Annotated in this window: 18 protein-coding genes and 1 pseudogene; 11 read left to right on the top strand and 8 right to left on the bottom strand. The window is 68.9% G+C overall.

Annotated elements, in window-relative coordinates:
- Positions 1 to 198: 198 nt before the first annotated feature.
- Positions 199 to 783 (top strand): DinB family protein, encoded by a 585-nt coding sequence (locus tag OHA68_RS36040; protein ID WP_327104231.1) that lies wholly within the window; start codon positions 199 to 201, stop codon positions 781 to 783.
- 138 nt (positions 784 to 921) lie between these two features.
- On the opposite strand, the gene OHA68_RS36035 is transcribed toward OHA68_RS36040, so the two are convergent.
- On the bottom strand, positions 922 to 1,638 hold the full coding sequence (locus tag OHA68_RS36035) for a TetR/AcrR family transcriptional regulator C-terminal domain-containing protein (protein ID WP_327104230.1): 717 nt from the start codon (positions 1,636 to 1,638) through the stop codon (positions 922 to 924).
- Between the two features lie 111 nt (positions 1,639 to 1,749).
- Between OHA68_RS36035 and OHA68_RS36030 the strand changes: the two genes are divergently transcribed.
- The 4 genes from OHA68_RS36030 to OHA68_RS36015 all read left to right on the top strand — a co-directional run bounded on the left by OHA68_RS36030 (position 1,750) and on the right by OHA68_RS36015 (position 5,898).
- On the top strand, positions 1,750 to 2,331 hold the full coding sequence (locus OHA68_RS36030; protein WP_327104229.1) for an NADPH-dependent FMN reductase: 582 nt from the start codon (positions 1,750 to 1,752) through the stop codon (positions 2,329 to 2,331).
- A 6-nt stretch (positions 2,332 to 2,337) separates the two neighbouring features.
- The gene (locus OHA68_RS36025; protein ID WP_327104228.1) at positions 2,338 to 3,873 is read left to right on the top strand and encodes an MDR family MFS transporter; all 1,536 of its coding nucleotides are present in this window, start codon (positions 2,338 to 2,340) and stop codon (positions 3,871 to 3,873) included.
- A gap of 137 nt (positions 3,874 to 4,010) precedes the next feature.
- Positions 4,011 to 4,610: a helix-turn-helix domain-containing protein gene (locus OHA68_RS36020; RefSeq protein ID WP_327104227.1), complete on the top strand. Its 600-nt coding sequence runs from the start codon at positions 4,011 to 4,013 to the stop codon at positions 4,608 to 4,610.
- Entirely contained in the window at positions 4,603 to 5,898 is a 1,296-nt protein-coding gene (locus tag OHA68_RS36015) for an MFS transporter (protein ID WP_327104226.1), read from the top strand. Before OHA68_RS36020 ends, OHA68_RS36015 begins: the two co-directional genes overlap by 8 nt.
- A gap of 104 nt (positions 5,899 to 6,002) precedes the next feature.
- On the opposite strand, the gene OHA68_RS36010 is transcribed toward OHA68_RS36015, so the two are convergent.
- The gene (locus tag OHA68_RS36010; RefSeq protein WP_327104225.1) at positions 6,003 to 6,662 is read right to left on the bottom strand and encodes a TetR/AcrR family transcriptional regulator; all 660 of its coding nucleotides are present in this window, start codon (positions 6,660 to 6,662) and stop codon (positions 6,003 to 6,005) included.
- Between the two features lie 103 nt (positions 6,663 to 6,765).
- On the opposite strand from OHA68_RS36010, the gene OHA68_RS36005 reads away from it, so the two are divergent.
- A complete protein-coding gene (locus OHA68_RS36005) occupies positions 6,766 to 7,875 on the top strand; it encodes a serine hydrolase domain-containing protein (protein WP_327104224.1) in 1,110 nt (369 codons plus the stop codon).
- A gap of 146 nt (positions 7,876 to 8,021) precedes the next feature.
- Here the strand turns inward: OHA68_RS36005 and OHA68_RS36000 are convergent, their stop codons facing one another.
- Entirely contained in the window at positions 8,022 to 8,675 is a 654-nt protein-coding gene (locus OHA68_RS36000; RefSeq protein WP_327104223.1) for a TetR/AcrR family transcriptional regulator, read from the bottom strand.
- Between the two features lie 149 nt (positions 8,676 to 8,824).
- Between OHA68_RS36000 and OHA68_RS35995 the strand changes: the two genes are divergently transcribed.
- Both OHA68_RS35995 and OHA68_RS35990 read left to right on the top strand, forming a co-directional pair.
- Entirely contained in the window at positions 8,825 to 9,583 is a 759-nt protein-coding gene (locus tag OHA68_RS35995) for an SDR family NAD(P)-dependent oxidoreductase (RefSeq protein WP_189143175.1), read from the top strand.
- Positions 9,584 to 9,720: 137 nt separating this feature from the next.
- Positions 9,721 to 10,410 carry a TetR/AcrR family transcriptional regulator gene (locus OHA68_RS35990; RefSeq protein ID WP_327104222.1) on the top strand — a complete coding sequence of 230 codons (690 nt, stop codon included), beginning with the start codon at positions 9,721 to 9,723 and terminating at the stop codon, positions 10,408 to 10,410.
- Here OHA68_RS35990 and OHA68_RS35985 read toward each other — a convergent pair.
- A complete protein-coding gene (locus tag OHA68_RS35985) occupies positions 10,307 to 10,597 on the bottom strand; it encodes an SDR family oxidoreductase (RefSeq protein WP_327109600.1) in 291 nt (96 codons plus the stop codon). The two genes, OHA68_RS35990 and OHA68_RS35985, sit on opposite strands and share 104 nt — an antisense overlap.
- Before the next feature lie 34 nt (positions 10,598 to 10,631).
- On the bottom strand, positions 10,632 to 10,931 hold the full coding sequence (locus tag OHA68_RS35980) for a hypothetical protein (RefSeq protein WP_327109638.1): 300 nt from the start codon (positions 10,929 to 10,931) through the stop codon (positions 10,632 to 10,634).
- Positions 10,932 to 10,980: 49 nt separating this feature from the next.
- Here OHA68_RS35980 and OHA68_RS35975 point away from each other — a divergent pair, with 49 nt between their 5' ends.
- A complete protein-coding gene (locus tag OHA68_RS35975) occupies positions 10,981 to 11,532 on the top strand; it encodes an RNA polymerase sigma factor (RefSeq protein WP_327104221.1) in 552 nt (183 codons plus the stop codon).
- Positions 11,529 to 12,695: a CU044_5270 family protein gene (locus OHA68_RS35970; RefSeq protein ID WP_327104220.1), complete on the top strand. Its 1,167-nt coding sequence runs from the start codon at positions 11,529 to 11,531 to the stop codon at positions 12,693 to 12,695. Before OHA68_RS35975 ends, OHA68_RS35970 begins: the two co-directional genes overlap by 4 nt.
- Before the next feature lie 49 nt (positions 12,696 to 12,744).
- On the opposite strand, the gene OHA68_RS35965 is transcribed toward OHA68_RS35970, so the two are convergent.
- Both OHA68_RS35965 and OHA68_RS35960 read right to left on the bottom strand, forming a co-directional pair.
- A complete protein-coding gene (locus tag OHA68_RS35965) occupies positions 12,745 to 13,176 on the bottom strand; it encodes an acyl-CoA-like ligand-binding transcription factor (protein ID WP_327109599.1) in 432 nt (143 codons plus the stop codon).
- A 36-nt stretch (positions 13,177 to 13,212) separates the two neighbouring features.
- Positions 13,213 to 13,281: pseudogene (locus tag OHA68_RS35960) on the bottom strand (hypothetical protein); the annotation flags it as partial.
- Between OHA68_RS35960 and OHA68_RS35955 the strand changes: the two are divergent.
- Positions 13,255 to 14,118 (top strand): SDR family oxidoreductase, encoded by an 864-nt coding sequence (locus tag OHA68_RS35955; RefSeq protein ID WP_327109598.1) that lies wholly within the window; start codon positions 13,255 to 13,257, stop codon positions 14,116 to 14,118. The pseudogene OHA68_RS35960 and the gene OHA68_RS35955 sit on opposite strands and share 27 nt — an antisense overlap.
- Before the next feature lie 16 nt (positions 14,119 to 14,134).
- On the opposite strand, the gene OHA68_RS35950 is transcribed toward OHA68_RS35955, so the two are convergent.
- Complete coding sequence (locus tag OHA68_RS35950; protein ID WP_327104219.1) at positions 14,135 to 14,887, bottom strand: SDR family NAD(P)-dependent oxidoreductase; 753 nt, start codon at positions 14,885 to 14,887, stop codon at positions 14,135 to 14,137.
- Positions 14,888 to 15,066 lie beyond the last annotated feature (179 nt).

The following is a 15,066-nucleotide window of genomic DNA, read 5'->3' as shown; positions in this document are numbered from 1 at the left end:
GGGCGCAGGTTGGGCCGCATGGCGCTGATCGGGGTCAACACCGCGCACGTTCTGGCCGCCGCCGGGGTCGCCGGACACTTCCGGGTATGAGGAGTCGCGGTACGGAAAAGGGCCCATGAGATTCTCGATTCGGCCAGTCGTTGCGGACCACGTACGGGATTTTGAGACCTTGAGCAGCCCATGGCAGGCTCATGCCGCATGATCGATGAATTCGCGAAGGACACCCTGCACGGGAGACTGCGGCGGGACCGCAAGGCGCTGCTCTGGAAACTCGACGGCTTGTCCGAATACGACGCCCGCCGACCTTTGACAGCGACCGGGACCAACCTCCTCGGCCTGGTCAAACACGTGGCCACCGTCGAGGCCAGGTACTTCGGCGAGGTCTTCGACCGCCCTTCCCCGCAACCGCTGCCCCGGTGGCAGGACTCCGACGGCAGCGATCTGTGGGCGACGGAGAACGAGACTCGCGATCAGATCATCGGGTTCTACCGGCGCACGTGGGAACACTCGGACGCGACGATCAACGAGCTTCCCGTCGACGCCCCCGGCCACGTGCCGTGGTGGCCGGAGCCTTATGCCGACACGAACCTGTTCGCCGTCTTGGTCCATGTCCTCGGCGAGTCCATCCGGCATACCGGGCACGCCGATATCCTGCGCGAGAGCCTCGACGGCCGGACCGGGTTGCGCGCCGAACACGAGAAGCAGATCGACGAGGAAGCCCGGGCGGCCTACTGCGCGAAGATCGAGCAGGCCGCCAGGTCGGCCGCACCGATCAAGGCTTAGTTCGACATACCAGGCAGCCTGCCATCAGCTCCCCTACCGGCCGTCGGCCAGGAGTTCACGGGCGTACAAAACTGCTCGACTCCAAGAAGGCGTCGCGGCGAGGGCCAGTGGTGATGCCGGATTCACCCGGGGGGCGCCTCAGATGCCAAGGCGGGTGGCGATGCCGTCGAGGAGGCAGTCCAGGCCCAGGTCGAACTGCCACGAAGTGTCGTCTTTACGGGTGGCGGTGCGCAGGTAGTGCTGGAAGGTCGGATAACGGCCGGTCCGCATGTGCCACATCATCAGCGGGGCGAGTTCGTCGCGTAGTTCGTCTCCGCCGGACAGGCTCTGCTCGCTGATGACGGTGCTGACGGCGCTTTCGTAGCTCAGGGCGCCGTGCACGTAGGCGTCCACGGTGCGAAAGACGCTCATCATCGTGTCGGCGTCCAGGTCCAGGCCGTCGAGCGCTACCAGGGCCTGCTCGGCCACGGTCATCCGGTTGGGCGTGAGGGAGAGCTTGGCCCGCGGGGACAGTTGGGCCAGCCATCGGTGCTGGAGCATCAGTTCGCGCGTCTGTACGGCAAGCGTGCGCAGGCTCTCCCGCCAGTCGAGGCCACGAGGCAGGCGCAGATCGGCGTAGACGTGATCGACCATGAGCTCCAGCAGGTCGTCCTTGCCGGACACGTAACGGTAGGGCGCCATGGGGGCGACGCCCAGCTCGGCGGCCAGGCGGCGCATGGTGATGGCCTCCAGGCCCTCGGCGTCGGCGATCGCGACAGCCGTCGTGGCGATGCGCTGCGACGACAGCGTCTGGCGGGGGGCCGGCGAAGGACGCTCCAACCGCTCCCATAGAGGTGCGCTCTTGTCGTCGGCCATGTCGCAGGTCCTTTCCTCGCATCCCTATACAACGTATCAGAAGTAGACAACGTACACATTCGTGTGTACGTTGTCTCGAACCAGATACGTTGTACACAACGAAGGGGCATCATGCTCAACATCGCGGTCATTCTCGGCAGCACCCGTGACGGACGTTTCGGCCCCGCCGTGGCCAACTGGGTCATGGACCACCTGGACCAGCGCGGCGACATGAGCGCCGACCTGATCGACCTGATCGAGACCCCGCTGCCGACCGTCTTGCCGGTGCTCGGGCAGCCGCCCGCCACTCAGCAGGCCAAGGATCTGCTGGCGGCCGTGTCACCGCGGATGGCAGCGGCCGACGCCTTCGTCATCGTGACCCCCGAGTACAACCACAGCTTCCCGGCGGCGCTGAAGAACGCCATCGACTGGCACAGCATCGAGTGGCACGCCAAGCCGGTCGCGTTCGTCTCCTACGGCGCCTTCTCCGCCGGACTGCGCGCCGTCGAGCACCTGCGGCTCGTCCTGGCCGAACTGCACGCCGTCACCCTCCGCGACAGCGTCGGCCTGCAGCACCCGTGGGCGCAGTTCGACGGCGACGGCAAAGCCGTGGACCCGGCCGCCGACGCCGCCGCCAAGGTCATGCTGGACCGGCTCGCCTGGTGGGCGCACTCGCTGCGCGAGGCCAGGACCGCCCGCCCCTACGCCGCCTGAACCACCATGACCCGTCTTGGCGTCTTCGGACTGCTCATCGGCATGTTCCTGGCCATGCTCGACGGCCTGATCGTGGGCACCGCGCTGCCCACCATCGCCGGCGAACTCGGCGGCCTGGACCTGCTGCCCTGGGTGGTGACCGCGTACATGCTCGCCGCCGCGGCCACCACCCCCATCTGGGGCAAGCTCGGCGACCTGTTCGGCCGCAAGGCCACCTTCATCACCTCTATCACGTTCTTCCTGGCCGGGTCCGCGCTCTGCGGCCTGGCCCAGGACATGGCCCAGCTCATCGCCTTCCGCGCCGTTCAGGGACTCGGCGCGGGCGGGCTCATGGTCGGCGCGCTGGCCATCATCGGCGTCCTGGTCCCGCCCCGCGAGAGCGGCCGGCTGCAGTCGATGATCGGCATCATCATGCCGATCGCCTACGTCGGCGGGCCGCTGCTGGGCGGCCTGCTCACCGACCACCTCAGCTGGCGCTGGACCTTCTACGTCAACCTGCCCCTCGGCGCCCTCGCCCTGCTGCTCATCGTCACCCGCATCCACCTGCCACCCGCCGAGCGTCACCGCCCCCGCATCGACTACACCGGAGCGGCCCTGCTGACCATCGCCATCGTGGCCCTGACCCTGCTGGCGGGCGGGACTTCATGGACCCTCGGCGCGATCGGGCTGCTCGCCCTGGCCGCCTTCGTGGCCGTGGAACGCCGTACGGCGGAGCCGATCATCCCGCCCCGGCTGTTCGCCGACCGCGACTTCACCCTCGCCCAGGCCCTCAGCTTCCTGGTCGGCGCGGTGATGCTCACCGTGACCAACTACCTGCCGCAGTACATGCAGCTCGTCCAGGGATCCTCCCCGGCGGCCAGCGGCATGCTGCTGCTCCCGCTGATGTTCGGCATGCTCGGCGCCCAACTGGTCACCGGCCGCCTCATCAGCGCGAACGGCCGCTACCGCGTCTATCCCATCCTGGGCGGAGCCCTCATGATCGCGGGCGCGCTGGCCCTGTTCCGGCTCGACGCCGACACCCCCGCCGCCCTCGCCTCAGCACTCACCCTCCTCATCGGGGCGGGAATGGGCCTGGTGGTGCAGAGCACCACGCTGATCACCATGAACAGCGCCGATCCGCGCGACATGGGGGCCGCCAGCGGCACGCTCACGCTGCTGCGCACCATCGGAGGATCGGTGGGCATCGCCCTGCTGGGCACCTTGTACGCCACCCGCATGCACACCGACCTGGCCGCCCACCTGGGGCCGGCCATGGCCGACCGGCTGGCCGGAGGAGGCGAGCTCACGCCCGCCCTCTTGCCGAATCTGCCTGTGCAGGTGGCCGACGCCGTCCGGCTGGCCGTCACCAGCGGCCTGCACGTCATCCTCATCGGCGCCACCGTACTCTCCGTGATCGCCTTCGCCGTCTCCTGGCTCATCCGCGAGACCCCCCTCCGGGCCGACACCACGCCACAGGCCGACCCCCTGGTGCCTTCCGAGCGCAATACGGCCGACGAAGTGGACGGGCGCCAGCCGGACTGCGCCAACCGCCTGCGGCGATGACCGACCTGCCCCTTCGAATATGACCGCTACGGCGTCTCCGGATGTGTCTCTGCGCAACAACCACACATTGATCGACCTGCCAGCACATTCCAAAGGTTTCCTTGACATGTGATCGAGTGGGACCCAGGATTCCAAGCATGTCTTTGGAATCCTGGAGGAAGCGGCCCCGACGGGTGCTCGACGACCCGGCCGCCATGCGGGCATTCGCCCACCCCGTCCGCCTGGCACTGCACGAGCTGCTGATGCGGGCCGGCGCCACGACCGCCGCGGACGCCGCCCGCGAGGTCGGCATCAGCCAGGCACTGGCCTCCTACCACCTGCGGCAACTCGCCAAGTACGGCTTCGTGGAGCAGGCCGAGGCACGCGACGAGCGGGAACGGCCGTGGAAGGCGACCTCACTGACCCAGGAGTGGTCCGACGCCGAGTCCACCCCCGAGACCTCGGCCGCCCGCGGCCTGCTGGAACAGGTCATCGCCGAACGAGCGCTGTCACGGCTGGCCGAATGGCAGGAGCGCCGCATGGACGAGCCGGATGAGTGGCGGAAATCAGGCGGGATCGGCAGCTCCTACCTCTACGTCACTCCCGACGAGCTCGCCGCGTTCGACGCCGCGTTCAACCGGCTGCTGGAGCCGCTGATGGCGCGGATCGCCGACCCCTCCGAGCGGCCGGAGGGGGCCCGGCCCGTCCTGCTGGCCACGCTCCTGGTTCCGCTGCCGGCCACCGGCACCGGTGACTGACGCCAGGGACGCCACCGTGCCGGGAGAGGAACCGGCGAGGGAGGCCACGAGCGCTCCGGCGAAGTCGACCGAGGAGGCACCGGGCGGGATCCGGAGCCTGCTCGGGAAGCATCAGGACTACCGGCGACTACTCACGGCCGGGCTGATCTCGCAGACCGGTGACTGGGCCATCAGCACCGGCCTGGCCTACCACGTCTACGTACTCACCGGATCCACACTGTCCAGCGCCACCATGCTGCTGGCCGCCCGGTTACCCGACGTCCTGCTCGGTTCACTGGCGGGCGTGCTCGCCGACCGATGGGATCGCCGCAGGCTGCTGGCGATCACGGACGTGCTGCTCGCGCTGGGACTGCTGCCTCTCCTGGCGGTACGTGAACCGGGCCAGGTGTGGATCATCTACGCCGTCGCCTTGTGGACAGGCGTGCTCAGCACCGTCCTGTTCCCCGCCCAGAAAGCCCTCGTGCCACAGATCGTGGCCGCCTCGCAGCTCGTCAGGGCCAACGCCTTACACGGGCAGACCGGCCAGGCCGCCAGACTGCTGGGAGCGTCGGCGGGCGGGGTCGCGGTCGGCGCGGGCCGGCTGGCCGCCGTCGTCTGGATCGGCGTGGCCGGCTTCCTGATCTCCGCACTCCTACTGGCACGCCTGCGGACACCCGCTCGACGCGCCACGGCCGCGACGACAATGGGCGGGCAATGGGTCTCCGGGCTGCGGCTGGCCAGAACCAACCGCGGCGTGCGCCTGCTGCTGGCGTACATGGTGATCACAGGGCTCGGCGAGGGCATCTTCGCGACGCTCGCGGCACCGTTCGTGGCCAACGTGCTCGGCGGAGAAGGAGACGCCTACGGGCTGTTCCTGTCGGCGCAGGCAGTCGGCGGGATCGCCGGCGGTCTGGCGATCGCCGCCCGCCCGGGGAACGCCACCCCGCGAGCGCTGTTCGGATGGGGAACGGTCGTCTTCGGCTTGGCCGACCTGGCGCTGTTCACCTACCCACTCCTGACCCATGCGCTATGGCCGGCCATCGCGCTGATCGCCCTGGCCGGGCTACCGGCCGCGGCAGCGATGGCGGGCCTCACCACGTTCGCCCAGACAACCACCGGCGACGACCGGTTAGGCGCGGTCTTCGGGCTCCTCATCAGCGCCCAGGCCGCCACGTCACTGCTCGGGATGGCGCTGGCGGGCGTGCTCGGCGAACGGCTCGGCATCGTCCCCACGCTCTGCCTGCACGCCGGCGGGCTGGTCGCGGCGGGTCTGCTCGTCGTGGTGAAATCAGAACGTCATACCCATTGACCCGCGATGACGTGTGCTCCTACCGCGATATCGCCATCCAACGTCTTCTGCGATCTCGAACCGATCGCTCGGTCCGTCCGCTCGTTCCTCAACCCCGAGGTCGGCTAGCTCAGGCGAATCGCGGTCTCGATGTGGGCGAGTTGGACGGCGAGGATCTCTTCGAACGCGGCGCGGCGGTCCACCCCGAGAGGGCGTACGTCGCGGGCGAAGTGGGCCAGGGCCGGGAAGTGGTCGGGGTCGGCGCCGAGTACCGCGACGCGGAACAGCTCCATGCCCTGTTCGTGCTCTTCCGGGGTGAGGGTGCTGATCCCGGCCTCGGAGGCGATCAACGCGGCGATGAGGACCGCGATCCGGTGGTAGCGCGCGGGGATCTGCGCGTCAGGCAGTCCCGACGCGCGCAGGGCCTGCAGCACCTCTTCCATGACCAGTCGCGAACCGGTGCCGCCTGACGCGTAGCGTCCCCAGACCGCGGCGAGCTGGGGGTGCCGGCCGAAGGCCTCTCTCACGCGCAGGGCCAGGGCGGTGATGCGCTGCTTCCAGTCGCCTTCGGGCCTGTAGCCGTCCATGGCGGCCAGGAGGATGCGGTCGGCGACCGCGCGCAGCAGTTCGGTCTTGTTGCGGAAATGCCGGTAGAGGCTGGAGGAATCGGTGCCGAGCACCGCCGCGAGCTTGCGCACGCTGAACGACTCGGCGTCGCTCGTGCGCAGCAGCTCCGCCGCCGTGTCCAGGATCTCTTCGGTCGACCAGCGCCTTCTACCTGCCATGCCATCCCCCTCGTCAGAGATCAGCATACCTATGCACTTGGCGTTGCACGCACCGCGTGCATAATAGGGACATAAGCCCGGTCCCTACGGATGGACACCTGTCATGAGAAGTCCCGAAGAGCTGAACACCGCACTGGAGAACGTCCACCGCGCCGGAATGCCCGGCCTGTTCGCCGAGGTGCGCGACGGCGACGAGGTCTGGCGCGGTGCCGCCGGGGTCGCCGACATCGCTACCGGCCGCCCTGTCTCCGCCGACATGCGGCACCGCGTCGGCAGCATCACCAAGACCTTCACTGCCGCCGCGGTGATGCAGCTGGTCGAAGGTGGTCAGGTCGGTCTCGACACGCCGATCGGCCACTACCTGCCGAAGCTGGTTCCCGGAGAACGCGGCGATGCGATCACGGTCCGCATGTTGATCAACCACACCAGTGGCCTCGCCGAATACCTCCCGTACGCCTACCCCTCCCTCAGAGCCTTCCCAGCCGTGGCCGACACGAGGCCGCAGAGCCTGGACGACCACCGGCTCACCCGGTTTCACCCCATCGAGCTCATCGAGAAAGGCGTCTCCGCACCCGCTGTCAGCGCGCCGGGCGGCACTCCGGGGTTGTACTCCAACACCAACTACCTCCTGCTCGGCCAGCTTCTGGAGCAGGTAACCGGCACGAAGGCCGAGACGTACATCACCCGGAACGTCATCGAGCGCGCCGGGCTGCGGGAGACCGAGCTTCCCGATGGACCGCGGTTCAGCGGGCCGCAGTCGCAGATCTACGAGGCGTGGTTCGGCATGATCGAGCCGCCGCGCGACTTCAGTGTCTTCGACATGTCCTTCGCGGGGGTGTCGGCTTCGCTGATCTCGACCGTCGCGGATCTCAACCGGTTCTTCGGCTTGCTGTTCGCCGGTGAGATCGTCAGCCCGGCCTCGCTGGCGGAGATGCGGCGCATCGTCCGCGTCGTCTCCCAGGAAAGCAAGCTCATCGACTACGGGCTCGGCCTGCACCCGATGGAGATGCCCGGCGGCGGCACCTTCTGGGGGCATGGCGGCACCGTCTGGGGCGCCGGAGCACTGGCCATGACCAGCGCCGACGGCAAGCGGCAGATGTCCGTCGCGGTGAACATGCAGAGGTGGAGCAGGCTCGACTCCACGGGCAGGCCGCAGCCCCACCCCATCGACGAAGCACTTGCGGCTCTGTACGGCATGGCGATGTGCGGCTGACCGTACCGGCGCGATGGCGGCCATGGCGGGCGTCGGCGTGGCCGGGCAACCTCGGTTTGCCGGCGTTCGGTCGCGTCGCGGGCCTGTCCGTCCGACAGGCGCCGCTGAGTGGAGGCGTCGCGGATGTTGAGCATTGCGCGCCAGTGTCAGCCTTCCGGCTTCGGGTCAGGCCGGTGGGTCGGGGTGTATCTGGCGAGCATGGTCTGGACGGCCTGTTCGACGGCGTCGTGGATGTCGGAGGCTGAGGGGTTCCAGTCGGTCAGCAGCATGCGCGGCCACAGGACGTAGTTGGCGATCATGCCGAGGAACTGGTTCGCGGCGCTCGCGGCGTCCGGGACATCAGCGTTGCCCGCCTCGTGCTCGGATTCCAAGTAGTGCTGGACGGAGGTGAAATAGGGCAGTTTGCCGAGCTGGAACTGCATCCGTCCCAGTTCGGGGAAACGAGGCAGTTCGGCGATGACGATCCGGAACAGGGCTGTCATGCCGGGCCGGCCGACCAGGTCGGCATAGCGGTGGCCGACGGTTGTCAGTCCGGAGCGCAGATCTCCGGTCTGTGGCCGCGCGGCAGCGTCGCCGGCGTCACGCTGCCAGGACTCGGTGACGATGGCCTCGAAGAGTGCCGCCTTGGTGGGGAACCGCTTGAACAGGGTGGACTTCGAGACCCCGGCCGCTTCGGCGATCCGGGCTAGTGAGGTGCCGTCGTAGCCACGATCCAGGAACAGTTCTGTGGCTGCGGTGGTGATCGCCTCGCGTTTCTGCTGAGCGAGTCTGCGGTGGTGTGCGGAGAGCTCTGCTGCCATGCGGACAGTATGCCGCAGACCCGAGGCGAGTCACTTGACTCGCCTCGATGGTCCTGGTTACGGTACGAGAGCAAGGCGAGTCGAGTGACTCGCATCCTATCTGTGGCGCCCGGACGAATTCCGGTGGCCGCGCGGTGGAGGAACAGTTCATGACGATCGACAAGATCGCTTTGGTGACCGGTGCGAATCGCGGTCTCGGACGCGGCGCGGCCATCGCTCTGGCCACACGCGGGGTGCGGGTCTTGGTCACCCACCGCGGTGATGCGGCCGGGGCCGAGAAGACGGTGGAACAGGTGCAGGCGGTGGGTGGGACTGCCGCTGTGCTCCGGCTCGACATCAGCGACGTCTCCTCTTTCGCGTCCTTCACCTCCGAACTGAGCGAGCAACTGGAGCGCTGGGGTGCTTCGCGGCTCGACATCCTGGTCAACAACGCGGGAGTGGGGATCTTCGGACCGCTGGAGGACGTCACGATCGACGACTTCGACACGGTGATGGGCACCAACGTCCGGGGCACGTTCTTCCTCATCCAGTCACTTGTGCCGCTGCTGACCCAGGGCGGCCGCGTCATCAACGTCTCGACGTCACTGACCCGCCACACCAGCCCCGCCACCTCGGTCTACTCCGCCTCGAAGGCCGCCGTCGAAGCCCTGAGCCGCACCCTCGCCGCAGAACTCGGCCCGCGCGGCATCCGGGTCAACTCCATCGCCCCGGGGCCGACCGCCACCGATTTCAACGGCGGAGCGATGCGGGACGACGCCGAGATGCGCCAGGTTCTGGCCGGACAGACCGCGCTCGGCCGCGTCGGCGAACCTGAGGAGATCGGCGACGCCATCGCCACGCTGGCCTCCGAGGGCTTGCGCTGGGTCACCGCCCAGCGCATCGAGGTCTCCGGCGGCGCCCTCCTCTGAGCGGCCGAGCAGGTTACGGACCTGGTTGGCGACCAGGGAGCCGGCGACCTGTCGAAGGCCTGATGGCAGGGTGCGGCGACCAAGGGGAACGCACGCTATGTATACCGAGCGGTACCGAATTGAGATATGATGCAGACATGACGAAGCCGGAGAAGGGCCCCCAAGGCCGGCGCCGCGGCAGGGGTGCGCGCGAGCGCATCCTCAGCGCGTCACAGCAGCTGTTTCGCGCTCAGGGCATCAACCGCACCGGCATGGACCAACTCTGCGCAGTGGCCCAGGTCTCGAAGCGCACGGCCTACCAGCACTTCGCCGGCAAGGACGAACTGGTCGCCGAATACCTGCGCCGGTTCGATCCCGGCCTCATGGCCGCGGTGTTCGACCGCACCGACCTCACCCCCCGCGAACGACTCCTCGCCGCCTTCGAGATGCCCATGTCCGGCCCGGACGAGCTCACGCCCCTGTGCCCGTACATCGCGGCGACCGTCGAAATCCACGACCCCCAGCACCCCGCGTCCGAATACGCCCGCGAGTACAAGCTCGCCATCGCCGCGCGGCTCGCCGAAACGGCCCGCGAAGCCGGCGCCACCGACCCCGAACGGCTCGGCGAGCAACTGGCGCTGCTCCTCGATGGCGCCTCGGCCCGCACCCGGGTCCTCAACGCCGAGTCCTTCCCCACCGCCGCCGCCATCGCCGCCGTCCTCATCGACAACGCCCTGGAAAACGTCAAGGCGACGACCGGGACCACCAAGGGTGAGATTCCCTCTTGCCCGGCTCCCCCATCCCGGCACTCGCCCACAGCACGTCGATCGAGCCCTTCTCCCGACTGACCGTCTCGTACAAACGGTCGAGGTCGGCCAGGTCGGCCGCGTCACCCTGCACGGCGGTCACCTCCCGGCCGATCGCCTTCACCGCCTCATCCAGCGCCTCCTGCCGCCGGCCGGTGATGAAGACATGGGCCCCCTCCTCAGAAACGGGCCGCGGAACGGCAGAGCCGCTGCTCAGCGGCACCGGCATCAGAGGGCCGGCCATGGTGGATGCCGCGAGGTGATCAGCGATTGCGGCACTGTTCCAGGCCGAGATCGCCGAGAACGCGGCCGCGCTCACCCGGACGCGCGGGCGGCAGCATGAGTCGACCGGCTGAGGTAGCCCCGGGCTGCCGGCGGAGCAACTCCGCTGAGGCGCTGCCGGAGCAGCTCATCGCGTCGATCACGGCAGGTGGGTTCAGCGGGGACGGCGGCGCTGGATTGAGGTCGGCTTCGCGGCGAATGCGGGCGGAGGTCTCCTCGCCGCGGCGGATCGGTTCAGTCGTTCCCGCCTGGCCTGAAATTCTGCCGTCGGCCGCGGACACGTAGGAAGTGAAAGCCCGCAGCGTTCGGAAGGTCTGACGAGGATGACGCGTGAGTGAACAAGATGATCGGTCCCGATTTGAGGCGGTGTACCGGCGAACCTATGAGCAGATCCTCGGATATGCCATGCGGCGCTGTTCCTCTCCTGAGGACGCCGCCGATGTTGTGGCCGAGACCTATGTGATCGCCTGGCGGCGGATCACCGAGCTCCCTGACGGCGAGGGCGGCAAGCTCTGGCTGTACGGGGTGGCGCGTCGGGTCCTGGCCAACCACCGCCGTAGCGAGCGGCGCAGGCTCACCCGGCACACCGAACTCACCGACGAGATCGCACACCTTTACGCCGCCCCCTCCCACCACAGTGAGCAGGACGGCGTGGGCGAAGCCATGGACATGCTCGCCGACAGCGATCGAGAACTACTGGCGTTGACCCTTTGGGAAGGGCTCGACCCCGGCGAGATCGCAACAGTGCTCGGCTGTTCCCGCAACGCCGCCCGTATCCGCCTGCACCGGGCCCGCAAGCGCTTCGCCAAGGCCCTGGAGAAGACCCGCCCATCGGCCGCCGGCTTCGCCTCACGGCCTCTCATCGAGAAGGAGTCAGGGTGAACAACGACCAGATCTTCAAGGACCGGGCGCGAGTGCTGGATGAGGACCTGGCCGGCCGGGCGTCCACCGCGGGGGCGGACGCGCTGCTGGCGGAGGTCGTCTCGCTGGAGCGTGTCCCGGCCCGGCGGCGGCGGCTCCTGCTCACTCCTGGCCGCTCTCTGCTCGGCCTGGCCGCGGCTGCCGCCGCGGTGGCGGTCATCGCCCCCGCGATGCTGTCTGACGGCACGATCTCCGTCGGGCCCCGGCCCAGTACGTCGGTGTCCACGACGGCCGGACCCACTGCCCAGCAGATCCTGCTCGCTGCCGCCGTCGCCGTGGCGAAGGCCCCTGCGAGCGGCGACTACTGGCGCACCGCGACCGTCGACCAGTGGATGTTGACCGACCCCACCCGCGGCTATGTGCTCGAGGGCAGCCGATCCCTTGAGACCTGGCGGGCGAAGCGGCCGGATCTGCAGTACTGGCGCATCTGGCAGGATCTCGGCGTCAAGCCCGCGACCCCGCAGGACGAGGCGGCCTGGCGGGCCGCGGGGGCGCCTGCCAGCTGGCGATACCCCAAGAACATGAAGACGGAGAATCTGTTCTCCGTCCCGTCCAGGCCGCTGAAGGCAGCGGCAGGTGAGCGAACCGCCGAACGGCTATACGGCAAGTGGAAGGGCTCGGCCGGTCACCTGGCGGGGGACTCGATGACCTGGAAGGAGGTGCGCGCGATCCCGGGCGAACAGGACAAGCTCCGGAACTACCTGGAAGAGCGCATCGGCCGGCTGGAGCTGTCCGGCTCGGGGATGGATGCGAAGGAGGCGAGGGCGCACATCCTGCTGCGAGGCTGTGTGGGCATCATCAGTGGCCTGCCGGCCTCGCCCGAGGTCCGGGCATCCGCGTACCGGATCCTCGCGTCTCTGCCCGGCATACGGGCCGAAGGGGAGATGACCGATCCGCTGGGCCGGCGTGGGCAGACGCTCAGCTATCAGGAGGAGATCGAGCCGGGCCTGTTCACCCAGGTTCAGCTTGTGGTCGATCCCAGCACCGGCCTGCTTCTCGCCGAGGTGAGGACGAACACCACCGAGCTCGCGAACGGGCGGCAGGCGGAGCTGCGTCTGTCCACCTCGTTCCAGGCGATCGGCTGGACCGACGACCGTCCGCAACTGCCCACGCATCGGAACTGATCCACTCACCGATCGCTTGCGATGATCGATGGCCGTATGCGGGGTGGTGTCAGCCTTCAGGCCGTGCCTGTGCTGGTACGTCGCTCCCGTAGAGGGCGCGCAGGTCGTCGAAGACTCGCAGGAGATGTGCGTACAGGCTCTGTGAGGGGTCGTCGATCCAGGCTTGGGCCGCTTGGTGAAAGGCGGCCCATCCGGTCACAGCAGCCAGGCCGGCCAGCCGGTCGGCGACACCTCGCTGCCGCAGCGCCTCCGCTACGGCGTCGCTGAGTGACGCGGCCTTGGCCAGGTCGCGTTCGCGGAGCGCCGGCGTCATCGCGATGACCCGGAGGCGTGGTTCGGCGAACGGACGATTGCGCTCAAGGATCCGTTCGGCCTCCCGGAAGGCGCAGAGCAGCATGTCGAGCGGCTGCAGGCCATCGGGCGCTTCGGCCACCGCCTGGATCAGCGTGGCGCGCAGGTCGGCTTCGCCGTCGAAGAGCACCTCACGCTTGTCCGGGAAGTGCCGGAAGAAGGTGCGCTCGTTGACGCCGGCACGGGCGGCGATCTCAGCCGTGGTGGTCTGGTCGAACTCATCACGGCCGGCCACACCGTCACCGGCCTGGCGCGCTCGGACACGGCTGCCGCCCGGCTGGAGTCGCTGGGCGCCACACCGCACCGCGGCTCCCTGGACGACCTCGACAGCCTGCGCAGCGGCGCCGACGCCGCCGACGGCGTCCTGCACATGGCTTACGGCGGCGACTTCTCCGATCTCGACGACATGACGCGGCGCGATCGGACCGCGATCGAGTCGCTGGGCCGGCCGTTGGAACACTCGGGAAAGCCGCTCGTCATCACCTCAGGCACCCTTGTCATGCCCGCCGGCCGGGAGGCCACCGAGAAGGACGAGCCTGACATGGCGGGAATCGCCGCCTTCCGGATCGCGGGTGAGCGAGCTTGCCTGGGCTTCGCCGCCCGGGGAGTGCGCGCGAGCGTGGTCCGCCTCGCCCCCACCGTCCACGGTCCCGAAGATCACGGTTTCATCCCCATGCTCATCGCCACCGCACGAAAAACCGGCGTCTCCGCCTACGTCGGAGACGGCGCCAACCGGTGGCCCACGGTGCACCGGCTTGACGCGGCGGTCCTGTTCCGCCTGGCAGTGGAGAAGGCGCCTGCGGGCAGCGTGCTGCACGGAGTGGCCGAAAGCGGCGTCACCTTGAAAAGCATCGCAGAAACGATCGGCCGCGGCCTGGATCTGCCCACGGTCTCGCTGACCCCCGACGAAGCCGCCACGCACTTCGTCAGCCCGTTCATGGCCACCGTCTACGGCTTCGACGGGCCTGTCTCCAGCTCTCACACCCGAGAGCTGCTCGCCTGGTCCCCCACCCATCCGACACTGCTCGAAGACCTGGAGCACGGCGATTACCTGGCCACGCCGGCTTCCTGACCCTTGCCGGCGCGAGCTAGAGCTGGGTGGCGCCGCCGTCGACGGGCAGTTCCGCGCCGGTGGTGAAACTGCTTTGGTCGCCGGCCAGATAGAGGGCGGCTGCGGCGACCTCGTCGGGACGGCCGGCCCGGCCGAGCGGGGTCGGTGGGGCGGGCTCGGCCGCGGTGGGCCGATCGCCGTGCGGGAAAGTGGCGAGGAGCTCCTCCAGGCCCGGGGTCTCGACGGGGCCGGGAGTGAGGGCGTTGACGCGGATTCCACGGCCGGTCAGTTCGGCGGCCCAGGTGCGGGCGAGGCTGCGGATTGCGGCTTTGGTGGCGGCGTAGACGCTCAGGCCCGGGACGGCCCGCAGGACCGAGCCGGAGGAAAGCAGGATCACCGAGGCGCCGGCCGTCAGCAGCGGCAGCGCCTTCTGGACGGTGAAGACCGTGCCCTTGAGATTGATCGAGGCAGTGCGGTCGTACGCCTCCTCGGTGATCGCGCCGAGCGGGCCGTAGTCCCCGACCCCGGCGTTGGCCACCACGATGTCCAGGCGGCCGCTGCGGCTCGCGATCTCGGCGAAGAGCCTGTCGAGATCGCCCAGGTCCGAGGCGTCGCCCTGGATGGCGATGCCTCGGGCGCCGACCTGCGCGACGGCGGCGTCCAGCTCGGCCTTGCGGCGCCCGGTCAGGTAGACGGTCGCTCCCTCGGCGGCGAAACGGCGGGCGATCGCCAGGCCGATGCCACTGGAGGCGCCGGTGACGAGGGCGGTCTTGTCGTCCAGCTGTCCCATGAGATTCTCCACATTATTTGTAACTGTTTTGGTTACATCATTGAGCGCGGGAGGCGATCCCCTTCGATCTGGGGAAGTCAGGCGGCTTTCAAGACGTCCCGCGGTACGTCCTCAGCGGGGTCTTGGCCAGCTCCCCGCGCAGGGCGACCGCCACATCGTCGTACACGGCGTCCCATGTC

The sequence above is a fragment of the Nonomuraea glycinis genome (assembly GCF_035920485.1).
GTDB classification, from domain to species: Bacteria; Actinomycetota; Actinomycetes; order Streptosporangiales; family Streptosporangiaceae; genus Nonomuraea; species Nonomuraea glycinis.
Note: the sequence above shows the minus strand (reverse complement) of the source record. Positions and strands in the feature narration are given on the sequence as shown.